Raw genomic sequence first — 17,336 nt, 5'->3', positions numbered from 1 at the left:
AACCGCCCCGCGCCCCTTCGGGGCGCCCACGTCAGCGGAACCATCGTCGTACCCTCCGTACCGCAATCCCCACCGCCCCCCTCACCCCCGGTGCAATGCGCAGGGCCAGGGAGCCGGTTGCCGTTGCGTAGGGCTGGGCCAGCAGGATGCCGTGCCGGGTGCTCGGGAGGACCGTGCGCCGCAGTCCGATGCCCGTCGCCCGGACCGCCGTGCGGAGCGGGGCGCCGCCGCGCCCGCAGTGGAGGTGCACCCGCACGTCCCAGACCTGGGTCGTGCCCCCGCGGCCCCGCGCGGCCAGTGCGCCCAGCCCGAAGTACAGGCGCGCTCCCCACACGGCCGTGCCCTCGGGTGCCAGCGGGGCGGCGTACGAGACTGCCGATTCGCCGCCCCGCCGCCGCAGTTCCACCGTCACCTTCCGCGGGCCGGCCTGGGCCAGCCGCCCGTAGAGGTCGTGCACCTGCAGCCGCAGCTCGGCCCGCGCCGGGCCGGTCCGCAGCCCGGCGTCCACCGTCACCGGCAGGCGCCGCACCGGCTTCGCGCCGGGCCCCGCGAGGCCGTCGAGGACGACCGCCGGCAGGTCCCGGGCCCACACCGGCAGCCCGGCGACCTCCGCGTATGGCGGCAGCAGCCGGGCGGGGCGGGCGGCCAGCTGGGCCAGCCGTTCCAGGTCGCGCGGCGCCCCGGCCGCCAGCAGCACCCGGGCGATCCAGCGCGCCGGAGCGCGGGCCGCCGCGAACTCGGCCTCCCCGTAGGCGGCCAGGCAGCCGCGGGCCACGTGCCACCAGGCGCGCCGGTACGCGGGGCCGCGGGAGGGCAGTTCGCGGACGTACATGCGCAGGTCGTGGTCGAGGAACTTCACCCGCGCGGCCTGCGCGAGCGCCGTGCAGCCCGCGCCGCGGAGGATCTCCACGGCGTGCTGATGGGCGAGGACGCGCGCCTGCCAGTTGCCGATGCGGTCCCGGTCGAGGGAGAGCGAGGGCCGGTCCGTGTTCCGGCGCACGTGCCAGATGTAGACCGGGTCGGGGACGGTCGCCATGCGCGGTCCCGCGGCGAGCACCCGGGCCGTGAAGACGAAGTCCTCGTAGCGGTAGGCCCCTTCGGGGAAGGCGATGCCGTTCCCGGTGAGGAAGGCGCGCGCGTAGAGCTTGTTGACGCAGAGGGTGTCGGGCAGCAGTGCGGCGTGCGCCTCGGGCCGGTCGTGGACGGCGGCCGTGCGGTAGAGGCCGGGCTGCCAGCGGGTGTCGCGCCGCTGGGGGAGCTCCCGGCGCACGCACAGCCCGGCCGCCACGGGTGCGTCGTGCTGCAGCGCGGCGCGCAGCAGGGCGGCGGCCGCGCCCGCGGGGAGCACGTCGTCGCTGTCCAGGAACATCACGTACGGCGAAGTCGCCGCGCGCAGCCCGTCGTTGCGCGGGGTGCCGCAGCCGCCGCTGTTGACGGTCCGGTGGACGACCCGCAGCCGGGGCTCCGCGGCGGCCAGCCGGTCGAGGACGGCGCCGGTGCCGTCGGTGGAGGCGTCGTCCACGGCGACGACCTCGGCGACGACCGGCCCCTGTGCCAGGGCGGAGCGCACCGCCGTGCCGATGTGCCGGGCGTCGTCGAAGCCGATGACGATCACGCTGATCCGCGCGGGGGGCAGGTCCGGAGCGCCGACGGCAGGTGTTCCGCCGTCGTTCACGTTCGCGATCACGAAATACATCTTTATCCGACAGGTCCGGCAAATATGTCTCATCGGGGAACGACGCACGCGCAAGGGGCGGAGATGGCACGGACGACTGCACAGCGGCTGCGGGGGCGGTTGCCCGCCGTGACCCCGGAGAGGGCGGGCCGGGTGGCTGCCGTCCTGGTGCCCGCCGCCGTCATGACCGTCCTCGGCCTGTGGGGCCTGGACCGCGGCACGATGTGGCGCGACGAGGGCGCCACCTTCCAGGTCGCGCGCCGCTCCCTGCCCGAGATCGCACACATGCTCGGCACCGTCGACGCCGTGCACGGCCTCTACTACCTGTTCATGCACGCCGTGCTGGCCCTGCACGCCGACGAGGTCACCCTGCGGCTGCCCTCGGTCGCGGCCGCCGCCGCGACCGCCGCCCTGACCGCGGCGATCGGCTGCCGGCTGGCCCGCCCCCGGGTCGGGCTGTGGGCCGGACTGCTCTACGCGGCCACCCCGTTCGTCAGCCACTACGCGCAGGAGGGCCGCTCGTACGCCCTCGTCGCGGCGGGCGCGGCGCTCGCGACATGGCTGCTGCTCCGGGCGGTCGAACACGGTTCGTACGGCTGGTGGGCGGGCTACGGCGCGGTGGTCGGGGTCACGGCCCTGCTGCACGAGTTCGCGATCCTGCTGCTCGCCGCGCACGCCGTCACGCTGCTGGTCTCCCGCGTGTCCTGGCCCGTCTGGCGCGGCTGGGGCTGCGCGGCCCTGGCCGCCTGCGCGCTGCTCGCGCCGCTGGTGGTGCTCTCACAGGGCCAGAGCGAGCAGGTCTCCTGGCTCCGCACGCCCGGCTACGAGCAGGCCAAGGCCCTGCTCTACGCCTTCGCGGGCCCCGGGGACCTGGTCCTGGCCGTGACGCTCCTGCTGATCGCGGTCGGCGTCCTCCTGCCCCTGCCCCGCACCGGGCCGCTCCCGCTGCACGCGGTGGCCCTGCCGCTGGCGGTCGTGCCGCCCGTCCTGCTGTACGCCGCGTCCCAGCAGCAGCCGTTGTTTCTCGACCGCTACCTGCTGTTCTGCCTGGCGGGGGTGCCGCTGCTGGCCGCCGCCGGGGCGGAGCGGCTGCTCGGGCTGCTGCCGTGGAGGGGCGTCGCCGTGGCGGCGGGCGTGGTGGCCGTGGCGGGGGCGTTCGTGTGGCAACTGCCGTTCCAGGAGCGGGAGCGGTTGCCGTCGAGCCGGGGCGACCAGCCGGCCCGGGTGGCCACGGCGGTCGGCGCGGTGGCCCGGCCGGGGGATGCGGTGCTGTTCCTGCCGCACTACGAGCGGCGCATAGCGCTGTTCTACCCGAGCGACTTCACCGGGCTGAAGGACCTCACCCTCAAACGCTCGGCCGCCGCCTCCGGCACCCTCTTCGGCGAGGACGTGAGCAGCACGGAGCTCCGCACCCGGCTGGCCCGGCTCTCCCCGAGCGAGCGCGTGTGGGTGGTGTGGGACACCAACACGGTCGGCACGCGCTGGTTCCGCGCCCAGCGCGCGGAGTACGCCAAGTCGCGGGTGCTGGGCGCGCTGTACCGGGAGGAGTCGTCGGTGTACGTGCACGGCGGCGCGGTGTCGCTGTACGTACGGCGGTGAACCGGCCCCTTCGGCACGTCACTTCACGGCGCCCGCCATGACGCCGCTGACGAACTGGCGCTGGAAGGCGAAGAAGACCGCCAGCGGGATCACCATCGAGAGGAAGGCGCCCGAGGCGAGGATGTCGACGTTGTCGCCGAACTGCCGCACCTGCTGCTGCAGGGCGACGGTGATCGGCGGGTTGCTGCTGTCCGCGAAGATCAGCGCGACGAGCATGTCGTTCCACACCCACAGGAACTGGAAGATCCCCAGCGAGGCGATGGCCGGGCCGCCCAGCGGCAGCACGACCCGGGTGAACAGCCGGAGTTCACCGGCTCCGTCCAGCCGGGCGGCCTCCAGCAGTTCGCGGGGGATCTCGGCGAAGAAGTTGCGCAGCAGGAAGACCGCGAACGGCAGCCCGAAGGCGGTGTGGAAGAGGACCACGCCGAGGGTGGTCTCGAAGATGCCCAGCGCGTTGAAGAGCTTCGCCACCGGGATCAGCGCGACCTGCACCGGCACCACCAGCAGCCCCACGACCACCATGAACCACCCGTCCCGGCCGGGGAAGTCCAGCCAGGCGAAGGCGTATCCGGCGAGCGCCCCGATCAGGATCACCAGCACCGTCGCCGGGACGGTGATCAGGGCGGTGGTCAGCAGGGAGTGGGTGACCTTGGAGTTGTGGAAGAGCGTGCTGTAGCTGGACGTCGTGAGCTGGGCCGGGTGGACGAAGACCTGCCACCAGCCGGAGGCCGCGATGTCCGACCGGTCGCGCAGCGAGGACAGCAGCAGGCCCACGGTCGGCGTCAGCCACAACAGGCCGGTCAGGACGAGGAAGAGCCGCAGCAGTCCGCCGCCGGCGCGGGAGACGATCCGGGCCGGCAGCGACTGCCGGGCGGGCGCGGCGGTGTGCGGGTGCGTGGTGGTCATCGGCGCTGCTCCCGTTCCCTGCGGATCCGCCGGAGGTTGACGTACATCACCGGCAGGACGAGCAGCAGCAGGAAGACCGCGATCGCGCTGCCCACGCCCTGGTTGACGTCCGTGCCGAACGACGACTGGTACAGCTGGAGGGCGAGGACGTTGGCGTTGCTGAGGCTGGAGCCGGGGGCGATGATGTAGACGAGGTCGAAGATCTTCAGCACGTTGATCATGAGGGTGACGACGACCACGGCCAGCACGGGTGCCAGCAGCGGCACCGTCACCCGGCGGAAGACCTGCCACTCGTTGGCGCCGTCCACCCGCGCCGCCTCCAGGAGTTCGCGCGGCACGCCCGCCAGGCCCGCCGCGATCAGCACCATGGCGAAGCCGGCCCACATCCAGATGTAGGCGCCGATGATGGACGGCGTCACCAGGGACGGGCCGAGCCAGTCGACCCCGTCGTAGGCGGAGGCGAAGTTCGCGGCGGGCAGGCGCAGTTGCGCCCCGTCCGCGGAGGCGGGCAGGGTGAACGTCCCGTCGGAGGCGGTCGTGGCCGAGGCGACGGCCGTACCGCCCTTCACCGCCTCGACCTTCATGCCCGCCAGGGCCTTCTCGCCGGGGTCGATCCGGCCCGGCGTCCCGCCGCCGCCCCGGGTGAAGTCCATCCACACCGTCCCGGTGACCTTCCCGGGCACCGCCTTCGCCGGGGCCGCCTGGTGCGCACCGTTCACGTCCTCCGGCTTCACGGCCACGAGGGGCAGCAGCACGGGGGAGCCGGCCCGGGCCGGTGTCCGCGTCGTGTACGCACCGCCGCTGCTCGCCGCGAGGTCCGCGTTCGGGCGCGGGTGGGCGCCGGGGTAGGGCGCGGGCGAGGCGAAGGTGTCGTGGATGCCGACCCACACGGCGTTGGCGACGCCGCGGTCGGGGTTCTGCTCGTACACCAGCCGGAAGATGATGCCCGCGGCCAGCATCGAGATGGCCATCGGCATGAAGACCACGAGCTTGAACGCGGTTCCCCAGCGCACCCGTTCGGTCAGCACCGCGAAGATCAGACCGAGGGCGGTGGCGACGGTCGGGGCCACGACGACCCAGATGACGTTGTTCTTCAGGGCCGTACGGATCCGGTCGTCCGAGAAGACCTCGTGGTAGTTGCCGAGGCCGACGAAGCCGTGGCCCGAGGCGTCGAAGAGGCTGCGGTAGACGGAGTAGCCGATCGGATAGACGACGAGGGCGCCGAGCAGGACCAGCGCGGGCAGCAGGAAGCAGGCGGCCGCCCAGGGGCGGGTGCCCAGCACGCTGCGGCGGGCCTTGGGAGTTCGCGTGGCTTGTGTGGCTTGCGTGGTGGAGGCCACGGGACCGCCCCCGTCAGCTCTTGAACGCCTTGGCCGCGTCGTCCTCCAGTCTCTGCTGGATGCCCGCGACGTCGGACGGGTTCTTCAGGAAGTCCTGGAGATCCTTCCACTCGCCCTGCCCCGGCTTGCCGCCGAAGGCGGCGGGCGCCTGGTCGGACATGTCGAAGCGGAAGTTGTCGCCGGCGCCGACGAGGGCCTTCGCTATCGAGCGCTGGACGTCGTCCGGGTAGACGGAGAGGTCCAGGTTCTTGTTCGCCGAGACGAAGCCGCCCTGGTGGGCCCAGATGGCCGCCGCGTCCGGCGAGGCCAGGAAGGTCAGCAGGGCCTGCGCCGCCTGGCCGTCCTTGAGCGCCACGCCGACGTCGCCGCCGGTCACCACCGGAGACTCGGCGCCGACCGCGGGGAAGGGGAAGACCTTGGCGTCGATGCCGATGCGGGCCTTGGCGGCGGTGACGTTGGCGGCGGCGAAGTCGCCCTCGTAGACCATGGCGGCCTTGGCCTTCTCGCCACCGGCGAAGACCTGGGTGACGGACGTGGGGAACTGTGTCTGCAGCGCGCCCTCGTTGCCGCCGGCGAGCAGTTCCTTCTTGCCGAACAGCTGGCCCAGCGTGGTCAGCGCGTCCTTGACGGACGGGTCCGTCCACTTGATCTTGTGCACGGTCAGGGCGTCGTACTTCTCGCGGCCGGCCTGGGACAGGTAGATGTTCTCGAACCAGTCGGTGAGCGTCCAGCCGTCCGCACCGCCGACGGAGACCGGGGAGACCCCGTAGTCGGCGATGGCCTGCGCGGTGCGCAGGAACTCCGGCCACGTTCCGGGCACCTTGGCGCCGGCGGCGTCGAATATCTTGGTGTTGTACCAGACCAGGGACTTGTTGCTGGCCTTGAAGTACACCCCGTACTGCTTGCCCTGCGCCGAGCCGAGATCCTGCCAGCCCTTGGCGAAGTTCTTGTCCAGCTCGGCCGTGGTGCCGGCGGAGAGCGGCTTGAGCCAGCCCTTCTGCGCGAACTCGTGCAGGACGCCCGGCTGTTGCAGCATGGCCACGTCGGGCGGGTCGCCACCGGCGATCTTGGAGCCGACGAACGACGACATGTCGTCGCCGCTGGGCACGAAGGAGACGTCGGCGCCGGTGCGCTGGTGGAACTCGTCCAGCACCTTGGTGAAGTTCTGCTGCTCGACACCGGTCCAGACGGCGGTGACCTTGATCTTCTGGCCGGTGAGCTTGGGGAGTTGGAGGGTGTGGGGGACGGCGCCTCCGGATTTCCCTTCGTCCTTTTTCTTGTCGCTGCTACTGCTGCTACTGCAGCCGGCGGCGGCCAGGACGACCGCCGTGGCCAGAGCGAGTAATGGTGCCGTACGCATGACCGGACCTCCCCGTGACCGCACTCCCGTGCGACAGTCCTACGCCGGGGAGGCTGTGGCCGCAATAGCGCGCGGGGTCCCGTCTCCTGGAGGCTGCTGCCCCCGGGGTTGCTGTTGTCGCGGCTCCGCCGCTCGTCCTCAATCGCCGGACGGGCTGAAAGTGCCCGGCACCGGGCAGCAAATCAGCCCGTCCGGTGCCTGCGCAAAGCCCCCTACAACAGCGGCGGAGCCGCCTGTGCCCCCGCCGACTGGGCCGCGCGCTGCAACGCGCTGGCCAGCAAGGCCAGATCCGTCGGACCGTTGCCCAGCTCCCGTACCGGCCGTCGCGCCGGCGGGTCGCCCATGCGCTGCCAGTCCAGGGTCACCACCGTCGGGCGGAGCGTCGCCGTGCGCGGGATGCGGCCCGTGACGCGGCCCGCCTGGAACGGCGTCACCACCCCGTCGTCCGGCCGCTGCAAACGGCCCCGGCCGGGCGCCGGTTCGCTGTCGGCGCCGGAGCCGGCGCCTTCCGCCGCCGGGGCGATCTCCAACGTCGCCCGCAGCCCGGCCCGTTCGACCGCTGCCGTGTCGGCCGTGCGGTCCGGACGCCCGGACGCGGCGATCAGGTGCACGCCCAGCCGCTCGCCGTCGCGGGCCACCGCCTCCAGCGCCCGGACGACCGAACCCGCCGCCGGGCGGCCGGTGCTGCCGAGGGCGGGGGCGACCAGGGCGTCGAAGTCGTCCACGAGGACGACGAGCCGGGGCAGCGCCGTCTCCGCCGTCCGCGCCGGACCGCCGCGCTGCGTCCGCAGCTTGAGCGTGCCGCTCGGCGGGGAGTCCAGGTCGCCGTTGCGCGGGGCCACGACGCCCGGGGCGTCGGGTGCCGGGGGCGCGGGGTTCCGGTCGTGCCACGCGCAGAAGTCGAGCGTGCCCAGCAGCTCCGCGCGCCGCTTGAGCTCCGAGCCGAGCGCCTGCGCGAACTCCCGCATGCGCACGGGGTCGGACGCGGCCAGGTACGTGGACACGTGCGGCAGGTCCGTGCACATGCGCAGGCCCTCGCCGCGCTCGGCGGCGGCGCCGTCGACGAGGACCAGCGACAGCCGGTCGGGGCGGTCGGCGGCCGCCAGCGAGGCGGCGAGCGAGCGCAGCAGCTCCGTCTTGCCGCTGCCGGGCGCGCCCTCCACCAGCAGGTGCGGGCCGTCGCCCGCGAGGTCCACGGCGAGCGGGCCGTGCGGCCCGGCGCCGAGCACGGCGACGGCCCGGCCGCCGGGGCGGGACCCGCGGTCGGTCGCGGCCGCCCAGCGGGCGGTGAGCGAGGCGGGCGTGGCGCGGGCGAGCCCCAGCTCGTCCAACAGCCGTGCCGCGCGCGGAAGTACGGCCGCCACGCGGGCCCCCGGCCCGTCGGCGCCGACGCCCTCCGCCATGCGCAGCGGGGCCAGCGCCCGGGCGAACCGCTCGGCCCAGGCCGCCGACACCGCGTCCACGGCGGCGACGAGCGTCGTACCCGCGACGGCCGGGACCACCGCCGGCACGACGGGGCCCTGCGAACCCGCCGGGGCGCGCTGGATGACCTGCACCACCGTGGCCACGTCACCGCTCAGCAGGGCCACCGCCCCGCACTGGGCGAACGCGGGGGAGGCGGCCTGGGCCGTGGCGAGGGTGGCCGACACGGGGGAGGAGGGCGTGGTGGGCGGGGCCTCCGCCAGGCACACGACGTGGATGCCGGCCGCCGCGCCGCTCCCGGCCAGCCGGGCGACGGTGTCGCGCAGCGCCGGGGAGCCCGGGTCGCCGTCGACGACCAGCACCGTGTACGGGCCGCGGTGCTGCGCGGCCGCCGCGGCCACCGCCTCGGGGGGCGCCGTGGCCCAGCCGGTCCCGAGCGGGCCGTCGTCCAGGCGGCGCACGAGCTCGGCCGTGCGCGCCTCGGCCTGCTCGCGGTCGTACGCGAGCAGGAGCCGGCAGTCCTGCCCGTGCGCGGGCCGCGCGTGCGGCAGCCAGCCGAGCCAGGACCACTCGGCCAGCCGCTCCTCGGCGGTCCGCGCGCGGTCCGCGCTGATCAGCACGTACTCGAGGGTGGCCGGGCGATGCAGGGCGGCCAGCTGGGCCAGCACGGACCGGGCGAGCCCGGACAGCCGCTCGCGCGGCCCGGCGAGGCCGAGGGCGCCGGCCTGGCGCAGCGCGACGGTGACGGGCACGGAGGGCAGCAGGCTGCGGTCGGCCGTGCCCAGCCGGACGGTGAGCAGGTCGGGGTGGTCCGGCCCGCGCTCCCACAGGAGCGTCCCGGGGCCGAGGGCCGTCAGCAGCACGGCGGCCGGGTCGGGCCAGCGCCCGCGCAGTGCGGCGGCGGTGGCGAGCGCCTGCCCGGCCTCGCTCTCCGGGCCGTCCGCCTCGGGGTCCTCGCCGCTCCCGCGCTGCGCCGTGCCCCGCCCGGCGGTGAGCCGGCGGGCCCAGGCCCCTATCCCGCGGCCGCGCTTGCCGCGCCGCGGCTCGGCGTCGTCCGCCTCGGCCTCGACGGCGAGGGGCAGGCCGCGGCCGCCCAGGGTTTCGTGGGCGCCGTCGTCGTGGCCGCCCGGGACGAAGGAGGCGGAGCCGACGCCGTGGACGGTCCCGGCGGCGCCGGGCGTGTGGCCGGCGTAGCCGGAGTGGGCGGGGGCGGGGCGGCGGACGGTGCCGCCGTCGAGGCCGAGGGTTCCGGTGGCGTAGCCGGTGGGGCCGGGCTGCGCGAAGTCGCCCGCGAGGGGCTGCTGTTCGAGTGGAGCTGCGGCCTGCGAGGGCACGCTGGCCCGGGCCGCCGGGGGCGCGGCGGTGGTGCCGGCCGCGGGCATCGCCGCCGACCCGCCGTCGGCGGTCGCTTGCGCGGGCACCATCGGGGCGTGCTGCCCGGCGCCGTACGCGGGCGCCTGCCCGTCGGCGGCCGTGGTCGCGGGTGCTCCCGGGGCGTGCTGTGCTGTGCCATGCGCGGGGGCTCGTCCGTCGGCGGCCGGTGCCGCCGGGTGTGCTCCCGGGGCGTGCTGTGCGGTGCCGTACGCAGATGCCCGTCCGCCGTCACCGGCGGCGGCCAGGGGCATTCCCGGGACACGCTGTCCGGCGTCGTACGCGGCCGCCGCGGGTGTTCCCGGAAGGTGCTGCCCCGCGCCGTACGTGGTCGCCCGTCCGTCGGCGGCCGCCTGTTTGGGCACTCCCGAGGTGTGCTGCCCGGCGCCGTATGCGGGTGCTCGCCCGCCGTCACCGGTGGCTGTCGGGTGTGCTCCCGGGGCGGGTTGCCCGGCACCGTACGCAGGCTCCCGCCCGCCGTCACCCGCACCCGCCGCAGGCACCCCGGCGCTGCCCGCAGCCGCCCACGTGCCTTCCGCACCCGCGCCCGCCAGGGCCCCGCCACCCCCCGGCGCAGCCGGCACCTCCCCGGGGTGAACGGCGCTGTGAGGCAAGGGACTTCCCCCGCGTACCTCCGCCGCCCCCTGCTGCCCCGGCAGTTTCACGGACTGCCCGGGTGAGGCCAACTGCCCCACCCGCAGGTGCCCTTCGCCGTCCGGTGTCGCCGGCAGTACCCGCGGAGCCGCCTCCGGAGTGTCGCCGCAGGGGCCCGCGTGGAGGACCAGGGTCGACTCGCCGACGCGCAGCAGCGAGCCGGGAGGGAAGGGGACGGCCCGGCCGTCCACGCGCTCGCCGTTGAGGACCGTGCCGTTCGTCGAGCCCAGGTCGTGCAGGGTGATGCTGCCGTCCTCGTCGGACAGCGTGACCGCGCAGTGCAGCCGGGACACGTCCGGATCGTCCAGCGGGACGTCCGCCCCGCCGGAGCGGCCCACCCGCACCTCGCCGCCGTGCAGCAGGTGCACACCGCCCGCGTCGGGGCCGGAGACGACGTGCAGCCGGGCGGCGGACTCGGGGAGGCCGGACAGCAGGACGCCCGCGTGCCGCTCGGGGTCGGCCGGGGCGTTCAGGGACAGGACGGCGCCGTCGATCAGCGGCGGCTCGCCGAGGGCGCAGCGCTGCGGGTCGAGGCGCTCGGTGCCGGCGTAGACCGCGACGGCACCCGTGCCGAGGTCGGAGCCGGCCGCCGCGACGGCGGCCGCGAGGCCGCTCGCGACGCCGGCGAGGGCAGTGCCCACGGGGGCCGTCACCAGGACGTCGCACGAGACGTGGGCCGCCGCGGCGGCGCTGTGGGTGTGGCCGCCGAGCGGCCCGAGGACGGTCAGCCGGATCTGCATCGCCGTCAACGGTCCCTTCCTGCCCCCGGCCGGCCGGGCGGGGCGGCTCTCCCCCTCCGGCCGTGCACGAGCGCGTCGGCACGTACAGGTCCACGTCGCGCGGGGTCTCCCGCTCCCTCCCCGCCGCGTCCGTGCTGCGAGCATCCTCGCACCTGCCGCCGACAACGCGCCCCGCGAGAGCCAATTCGTGATCTTGAACGACCCTCCGAGGATGAGGCACTCTTGCGCCACTGTCAGCCGGTGGCCGATTTGTTCTCTCCTGTGTGCCACCTGTGTCCGCGGACCGGCTTGTTTCTTGCGCTTTATTGCCGAAACCGTGCGGTCGCCCCGGCCGCCCGCCGCGCCCCCGGCAACCATCCCCGCCCGCGTTGCGTCTTCCCCGTAAGCCCGTGGCGTCGCATCCGAATCACGGCCGCCGACGGCCCCCCGGACCGGCACTACAGTGGGCGGAAGGCCGAACACGGGACCAGGCCGATTCAGCAGACCCAGCAGATCACGACCAGGGAGCGCATGACGTGCGGCCGGTAGGCAGCAAGTACCTGCTCGAGGAGCCGCTCGGACGCGGAGCCACGGGCACCGTCTGGCGAGCCCGCCAGAGGGAGGCGGCCGGTGCCGAGGCGGCCGTCGCCGGGCAGCCGGGCGAGACCGTTGCGATCAAGGTCCTCAAGGAGGAACTGGCCAATGACGCCGACGTCGTCATGCGGTTCCTGCGCGAGCGCTCCGTCCTGCTGCGGCTGACCCACCCCAACATCGTCCGCACCCGCGACCTCGTCGTCGAGGGCGATCTGCTGGCGCTCGTCATGGACCTGATCGACGGTCCGGACCTGCACCGCTACCTGCGCGAGAACGGCCCGTTCACCCCCGTGGCCGCCGCCCTCCTCACCGCCCAGATCGCCGACGCCCTGGCCGCCAGCCACGCCGACGGCATCGTGCACCGCGACCTCAAGCCCGCCAACGTCCTCCTCAAGAGCGACGGCGGCCAGATGCACCCGATGCTCACGGACTTCGGCATCGCGCGCCTCGCGGACTCCCCGGGCCTCACCCGCACCCACGAATTCGTCGGCACGCCCGCGTACGTCGCGCCCGAGTCCGCCGAGGGCCGGCCGCAGACCTCCGCCGTCGACATCTACGGCGCGGGCATCCTGCTGTACGAACTGGTCACCGGCCGCCCGCCGTTCGCGGGCGCGACCGCGCTGGAGGTCCTGCACCAGCACCTCACCGCCGACCCGCGCCGCCCCACCACCGTCCCCGAGCCGCTCTGGACGGTCATCGAGCGCTGCCTGAGCAAGCGGCCCGAGGTGCGGCCCAGCGCCGAGAACCTCGCCCGCGCCCTGCGCGTCGTCGCCGCGGGCGTCGGCGTGCACGCCTCCCCGGCCGAGGCCGAGGCGGCCCTCGGGGTCGCCGCGCTCCTCGCGCCCGACCCGCAGCCGGCCACGGTGCCGGGCACGGGCCAGGGCGCCGCCCCGGGCATCCCCGGCTCCGGCGACGCCGACCCCACGCAGGTGCTGTCCGCCCAGCAGCCGGGCGGCTACGACCCGAACGCCGCGACCAGCGTCCTGCCGAGCACCGGCCCGAACGCCGACCCGACCCAGGTGCTGTCCAGGGGCGGCCCCAACGCCGACCCCACCCAGGTGCTGCCGCCCGCCGGCGGGCCGGGCGCCGATCCCACCCGCGTCATGCCGCCCGTCCCGCCCGGGGCCCCGCAGGCCGACGGCCCGCACCCGTGGCAGACGCAGATGGCCGCCGCCCGCGACCGCAACGAGCAGACGCAGCTGCAGTACCTCGACCCCGCCGAGGACCCGCTGCGCCGCCGCCCCACGCGCCGCGAGGCCCAACAGCAGCAGTACGGCGGGCAGTCCGGACAGCCCGGGCAGCAGCCGTACGGACAGCAGGGGTACGCGCAGCAGTACGCGCCCCAGCCGCAGCCCTACGCGCCGCAGCCGCAGCAGCAGCGTCCGCCCCGGCGTCAGCAGCCGCAGCCCCAGCCGCAGCCCCAGCCGCAGCGTCAGCAGCCGCGCCGGCAGCAGCCCGCGCCGCAGCCGTACGCCCCGCCGCCCGCCCCCGAGCCGGCGCCCGGCCGGGAGCCGCGCCCGCCGCGGCAGCGCAGCGCGAACCCCATGCGGATCCCGGGTCTGGGCTGCCTCAAGGGCTGTCTGTTCATGATCGTCCTGCTGGTCGTCGGCTCCTGGCTGGTCTGGGAGTTCACCCCGCTCAAGACATGGGTGGCCGACGGCAAGGGCTACTGGGACACGCTGTGGAGCTGGGGCACCGCCGTCAAGGACTGGGTGTCGAATCTCGGTTCCCACGGGTAGCCCCGCACGCCCCGCGACCTGCCGGTCCGGCTGCCGACGCCATCGATATGTCGACACCGGCAGGGGTTTTTCTGCCTTCCCCGTGACGGTTGGCAGTAGCTTGGTCGCCAGCGCGCCAGCGCGCCAGTCGCAGGACGGCCGGATGACGGAGGAGTCGGGGAACAGTCTTGGCACGGAAGATCGGCAGCCGGTACACCGCCCACCAGGTCCTGGGCCGTGGCAGTGCCGGGACGGTGTGGCTCGGCGACGGTCCCGAGGGGCCGGTCGCGATCAAGCTCCTGCGCGAGGACCTCTCCTCGGACCAGGAGCTCGTCGGCCGCTTCGTCCAGGAGCGCGCGGCCCTCCTCGGTCTCGACCACCCGAACGTGGTCGGCGTCCGTGACCTCGTCGTCGACGGCGCCGACCTCGCGCTCGTCATGGACCTCATCCGGGGGACGGACCTGCGCACCCGGCTCGACCGCGAGCGCCGCCTCGCGCCCGAGGCCGCGGTCGCCATCGTCGCCGACGTCGCGGACGGGCTCGCCGCCGCGCACGCGGCCGGCATCATCCACCGCGACGTCAAGCCGGAGAACGTCCTGCTGGACATGCAGGGCCCGCTGGGCCCCGGCGGCGCGCACCAGGCGCTGCTGACGGACTTCGGCATCGCCCGCCTCGTCGACTCCCCGGGCGGCGGCGCCGGCGGCCGCTCCACGGGCCAGCGCAGCATCATCGGCACGCCGGACTACCTCGCCCCCGAGATCATCGAGGGCCTGCCGCCGCGCGCCTCCGTCGACGTCTACGCGCTGGCGACCGTGCTTTACGAGCTCCTGGCCGGCTTCACACCGTTCGGCGGCGGGCACCCGGGCGCGGTGCTGCGGCGGCACGTGACGGAGACGGTGGCGCCGCTGCCGGGCATCCCCGACGAGCTGTGGCAGCTCGTCGTGCAGTGCCTCGCCAAGGCCCCCGCCTCGCGGCTGCGGGCCACCGAGCTGGGGGCGCGGCTGCGGGAGCTGCTGCCGTCGCTGGCCGGGCTGCCGCCGCTGGACATCGACGAACCGGAGGAGACGGCTGCCGCCGCCCGCCCGGAAGCGGGTGCCGTGGCGCCGGCGCCGGCCGTGGCCGGCGAGCCGCAGCGGCGGGGCGCCGTGCCGCTGGTGCCGGGCGGGGTGCCCGACTCCAGCCGGGACACGCACACGAGCATGCGGGTGCCGGCGCCGGAGGAGCTCGCGGGCGGCCCGCACGGCACGGCCCGCTCCCCGCGCGCCGCGGGCGAGCCGCGGGCGGGCTCGGCCCGCCACCGGACTCCTGCGGAGCTCGCTGCCCGGCGCAAGCGGATCCGGCTGGGCGCCGTGGCCGTCGCGGTGGCCGCCGCGGCGGGGGTCGGCGGCTGGTTCGCCGCCGATCACGACGGCGGGGGCGACGCGAAGCCGGGCGTGCACCGAACGGAACGGACTCCGTAGTCCGGGGGTACCGCGGGGTGGTTGCGACGGGTGGGCCGGGTTGTGCCCACCCGTTCCGCCTTGCGGAACGCCTGCCCACAACCCAGGTGCGGGCAAGGAGCGGGGCCCCGAAACCACCGCCCCGCCCATCGGCCCCGCACCGCGAGGACCGGACAGCCCGGCGCAGCCGTTACGCTGGGGTGCGTGGCAGTCGTTGATGTATCCGAAGAGCTGAAGTCCCTCTCCTCCACCATGGGGTCGATCGAGGCCGTCCTGGACCTCGACAAGATGAGGGCCGACATCGCCGTGCTCGAGGAGCAGGCGGCCGCCCCGTCCCTCTGGGACGACCCCGAGGCGGCGCAGAAGATCACCAGTCAGCTGTCGCACCTCCAGGCGGAGCTCCGCAAGGCGGAGTCGCTGCGCGGCCGCATCGACGACCTGGGCGTGCTCTTCGAGCTCGCCGAGGCCGAGGACGACGCGGACGCCCTCGCCGAGGCCGAGGCCGAGCTGACCGCCGTCCGCAAGGCGCTGGACGAGATGGAGGTCCGTACCCTCCTCTCCGGCGAGTACGACTCCCGCGAGGCGCTGGTCAACATCCGTGCCGAGGCCGGCGGCGTCGACGCCTCCGACTTCGCCGAGCGCCTGCAGCGCATGTACCTGCGCTGGGCCGAGCGCCACGGCTACAAGACCGAGATCTACGAGACCTCGTACGCCGAAGAGGCCGGCATCAAGTCGACCACCTTCGCCGTCCAGGTCCCGTACGCCTACGGCACCCTCTCCGTCGAGCAGGGCACGCACCGCCTGGTGCGCATCTCCCCGTTCGACAACCAGGGCCGCCGTCAGACGTCCTTCGCCGGCGTCGAGGTCCTGCCGGTCGTCGAGCAGACCGACCACGTCGAGATCGACGAGTCCGAGCTGCGCGTCGACGTCTACCGCTCCTCCGGCCCCGGCGGCCAGGGCGTCAACACCACCGACTCCGCGGTGCGTCTGACGCACATTCCGACCGGCATCGTCGTCTCCTGCCAGAACGAGCGCTCGCAGATCCAGAACAAGGCGACCGCCATGAACGTCCTCCAGGCCAAGCTCCTCGAGCGCCGCCGCCAGGAGGAGCAGGCCAAGATGGACGCGCTCAAGGGCGACAGCGGCGGTTCCTGGGGCAACCAGATGCGTTCGTACGTCCTGCACCCGTACCAGATGGTCAAGGACCTGCGCACCGAGTTCGAGGTCGGCAACCCGCAGGCCGTGCTCGACGGCGAGATCGACGGCTTCATCGAGGCCGGTATCCGCTGGCGCAAGCAGCAGGAAAAGTAACGGCGTTGGCGTCGGCCGGATCGTTCCGGCTTGACGTCGCCCCCGAAAATCGCAAGGCTTGCGCCCGGCATGCGTATCACTGGGGCGCGTGTGACGGGGGGTAAGCGTCCCGGCGTTTCGATCGCCGGCCCGGTCACGCTGCCCCCGGAATGCCACGGCCCTGTGCATAGCTGCTCCATCGACGAGATCAGCTACAGGGGGTAGCAGGCAGATGACGAAGACGACTCGGCTGCGCGTTGCGCGAATAGCGGCCGGTGCCGTGATGGCCGCGGGTGCGTCGCTGACGGCCGCGGGCGCGGCTGCAGCCGCCGGGGTCGACGTGTCCGTTCCCGGCATCGACGTGAGCGTGCACACCGACCCCACGACGGACCCCACGGGCAACCCGACCTCCATCCCGCAGCCGACCGGCGGCCAGACGGGCGGCAGCACGTCCGGTACGACCACGGGCGGCAGCACCAGCGGCACCACGACGGGCGGCAGCACCTCCGGTACGACGACCGGTGGCAGCACGTCCGGCTCGACCGGGGGCGACAGCACCTCCGGCACCACGACGGGTGGCAGCACCTCCGGTACGACCACGGGTGGCAGCACCAGCGGCACCACGACCGGCGGCAGCACGTCGGGTACGACGACCGGTGGCAGCACGTCCGGCTCGACCGGCGGCGACAGCACCTCCGGCACGACCACGGGCGGCAGCACGTCGGGCACCACGACCGGTGGCAGCACCTCCGGCACCACGACGGGCGGCAGCACCTCCGGTACGACGACGGGAGGTTCCACCACGGGCGGCAGCACCTCCGGCACCACGACCGGCGGCTCCACCACCGGCGGCAGCTCCTCCGGTACCAACGGCGGCTCCGGTGACCACGGCTCCACGGGCGGCTCCGCCACCGGCGGTGGCAGCACCGGCGGCTCCGACGACGCCCGCACCTGCCCCGTCGACACCGACAGCGCCAACTGCAACAACGGCGCCGCGGCCACCGGTGGCAACAACCCGGGCCCGGACAACGCCGGCGCCCAGCCGGTCCAGCAGAACAAGCCCAAGGAGGAGCTCGCCCAGACCGGCGAGCTGGCCCAGACCGGTGCCGGTCAGACGGCCTTCCTGGTGACCGGCGCCGCGGTGATGATCGCCGGCGGCATCGGCTTCCGGATGCTCCCGCGCCTGATCAACCGCGGCACGGCGGCCTGACGACCGCCTCCCCGCAGCACAGAGGCCCGGGGGGGGGGG

10 protein-coding genes are annotated in these 17,336 nt (G+C 74.8%); 5 read left to right on the top strand and 5 right to left on the bottom strand.

What is annotated here, in order from left to right; translation table 11 throughout:
• Positions 1-31 precede the first annotated feature (31 nt).
• Positions 32-1,687: a glycosyltransferase family 2 protein gene (locus ACLHRZ_RS29920; RefSeq protein ID WP_490421686.1), complete on the bottom strand. Its 1,656-nt coding sequence runs from the start codon at positions 1,685-1,687 to the stop codon at positions 32-34.
• Positions 1,688-1,759: 72 nt separating this feature from the next.
• Here ACLHRZ_RS29920 and ACLHRZ_RS29915 point away from each other — a divergent pair, with 72 nt between their 5' ends.
• A complete protein-coding gene (locus ACLHRZ_RS29915) occupies positions 1,760-3,274 on the top strand; it encodes a glycosyltransferase family 39 protein (protein ID WP_490421685.1) in 1,515 nt (504 codons plus the stop codon).
• A gap of 18 nt (positions 3,275-3,292) precedes the next feature.
• On the opposite strand, the gene ACLHRZ_RS29910 is transcribed toward ACLHRZ_RS29915, so the two are convergent.
• The 4 genes from ACLHRZ_RS29910 to ACLHRZ_RS29895 form a co-directional block, all read right to left on the bottom strand.
• Complete coding sequence (locus ACLHRZ_RS29910) at positions 3,293-4,180, bottom strand: carbohydrate ABC transporter permease (protein WP_490421684.1); 888 nt, start codon at positions 4,178-4,180, stop codon at positions 3,293-3,295.
• Positions 4,177-5,520, bottom strand: a complete 1,344-nt coding sequence (locus tag ACLHRZ_RS29905) for a carbohydrate ABC transporter permease (RefSeq protein WP_490421683.1) — start codon at positions 5,518-5,520, stop codon at positions 4,177-4,179. Before ACLHRZ_RS29905 ends, ACLHRZ_RS29910 begins: the two co-directional genes overlap by 4 nt.
• Before the next feature lie 13 nt (positions 5,521-5,533).
• Complete coding sequence (locus tag ACLHRZ_RS29900) at positions 5,534-6,880, bottom strand: ABC transporter substrate-binding protein (protein ID WP_490421682.1); 1,347 nt, start codon at positions 6,878-6,880, stop codon at positions 5,534-5,536.
• 212 nt (positions 6,881-7,092) lie between these two features.
• A complete protein-coding gene (locus ACLHRZ_RS29895; RefSeq protein WP_490421710.1) occupies positions 7,093-11,067 on the bottom strand; it encodes an FtsK/SpoIIIE domain-containing protein in 3,975 nt (1,324 codons plus the stop codon).
• 515 nt (positions 11,068-11,582) lie between these two features.
• Here ACLHRZ_RS29895 and ACLHRZ_RS29890 point away from each other — a divergent pair.
• From ACLHRZ_RS29890 to ACLHRZ_RS29875, 4 genes are all read left to right on the top strand, one after another.
• On the top strand, positions 11,583-13,379 hold the full coding sequence (locus ACLHRZ_RS29890; RefSeq protein ID WP_490421681.1) for a serine/threonine-protein kinase: 1,797 nt from the start codon (positions 11,583-11,585) through the stop codon (positions 13,377-13,379).
• Between the two features lie 167 nt (positions 13,380-13,546).
• Complete coding sequence (locus ACLHRZ_RS29885; RefSeq protein WP_490421680.1) at positions 13,547-14,818, top strand: serine/threonine-protein kinase; 1,272 nt, start codon at positions 13,547-13,549, stop codon at positions 14,816-14,818.
• 183 nt (positions 14,819-15,001) lie between these two features.
• Positions 15,002-16,108, top strand: coding sequence for a peptide chain release factor 2 (prfB, locus tag ACLHRZ_RS29880; protein ID WP_490421679.1), 1,107 nt, complete (start codon positions 15,002-15,004; stop codon positions 16,106-16,108).
• Positions 16,109-16,319: 211 nt separating this feature from the next.
• Positions 16,320-17,297, top strand: a complete 978-nt coding sequence (locus ACLHRZ_RS29875) for a hypothetical protein (RefSeq protein WP_490421678.1) — start codon at positions 16,320-16,322, stop codon at positions 17,295-17,297.
• Positions 17,298-17,336 lie beyond the last annotated feature (39 nt).

It is taken from the genome of Streptomyces sp. AM25 (assembly GCF_058146165.1).
The sequence above is the reverse complement of the archived record's forward strand: the minus strand, read 5'-3'. Positions and strand labels throughout refer to the sequence as shown.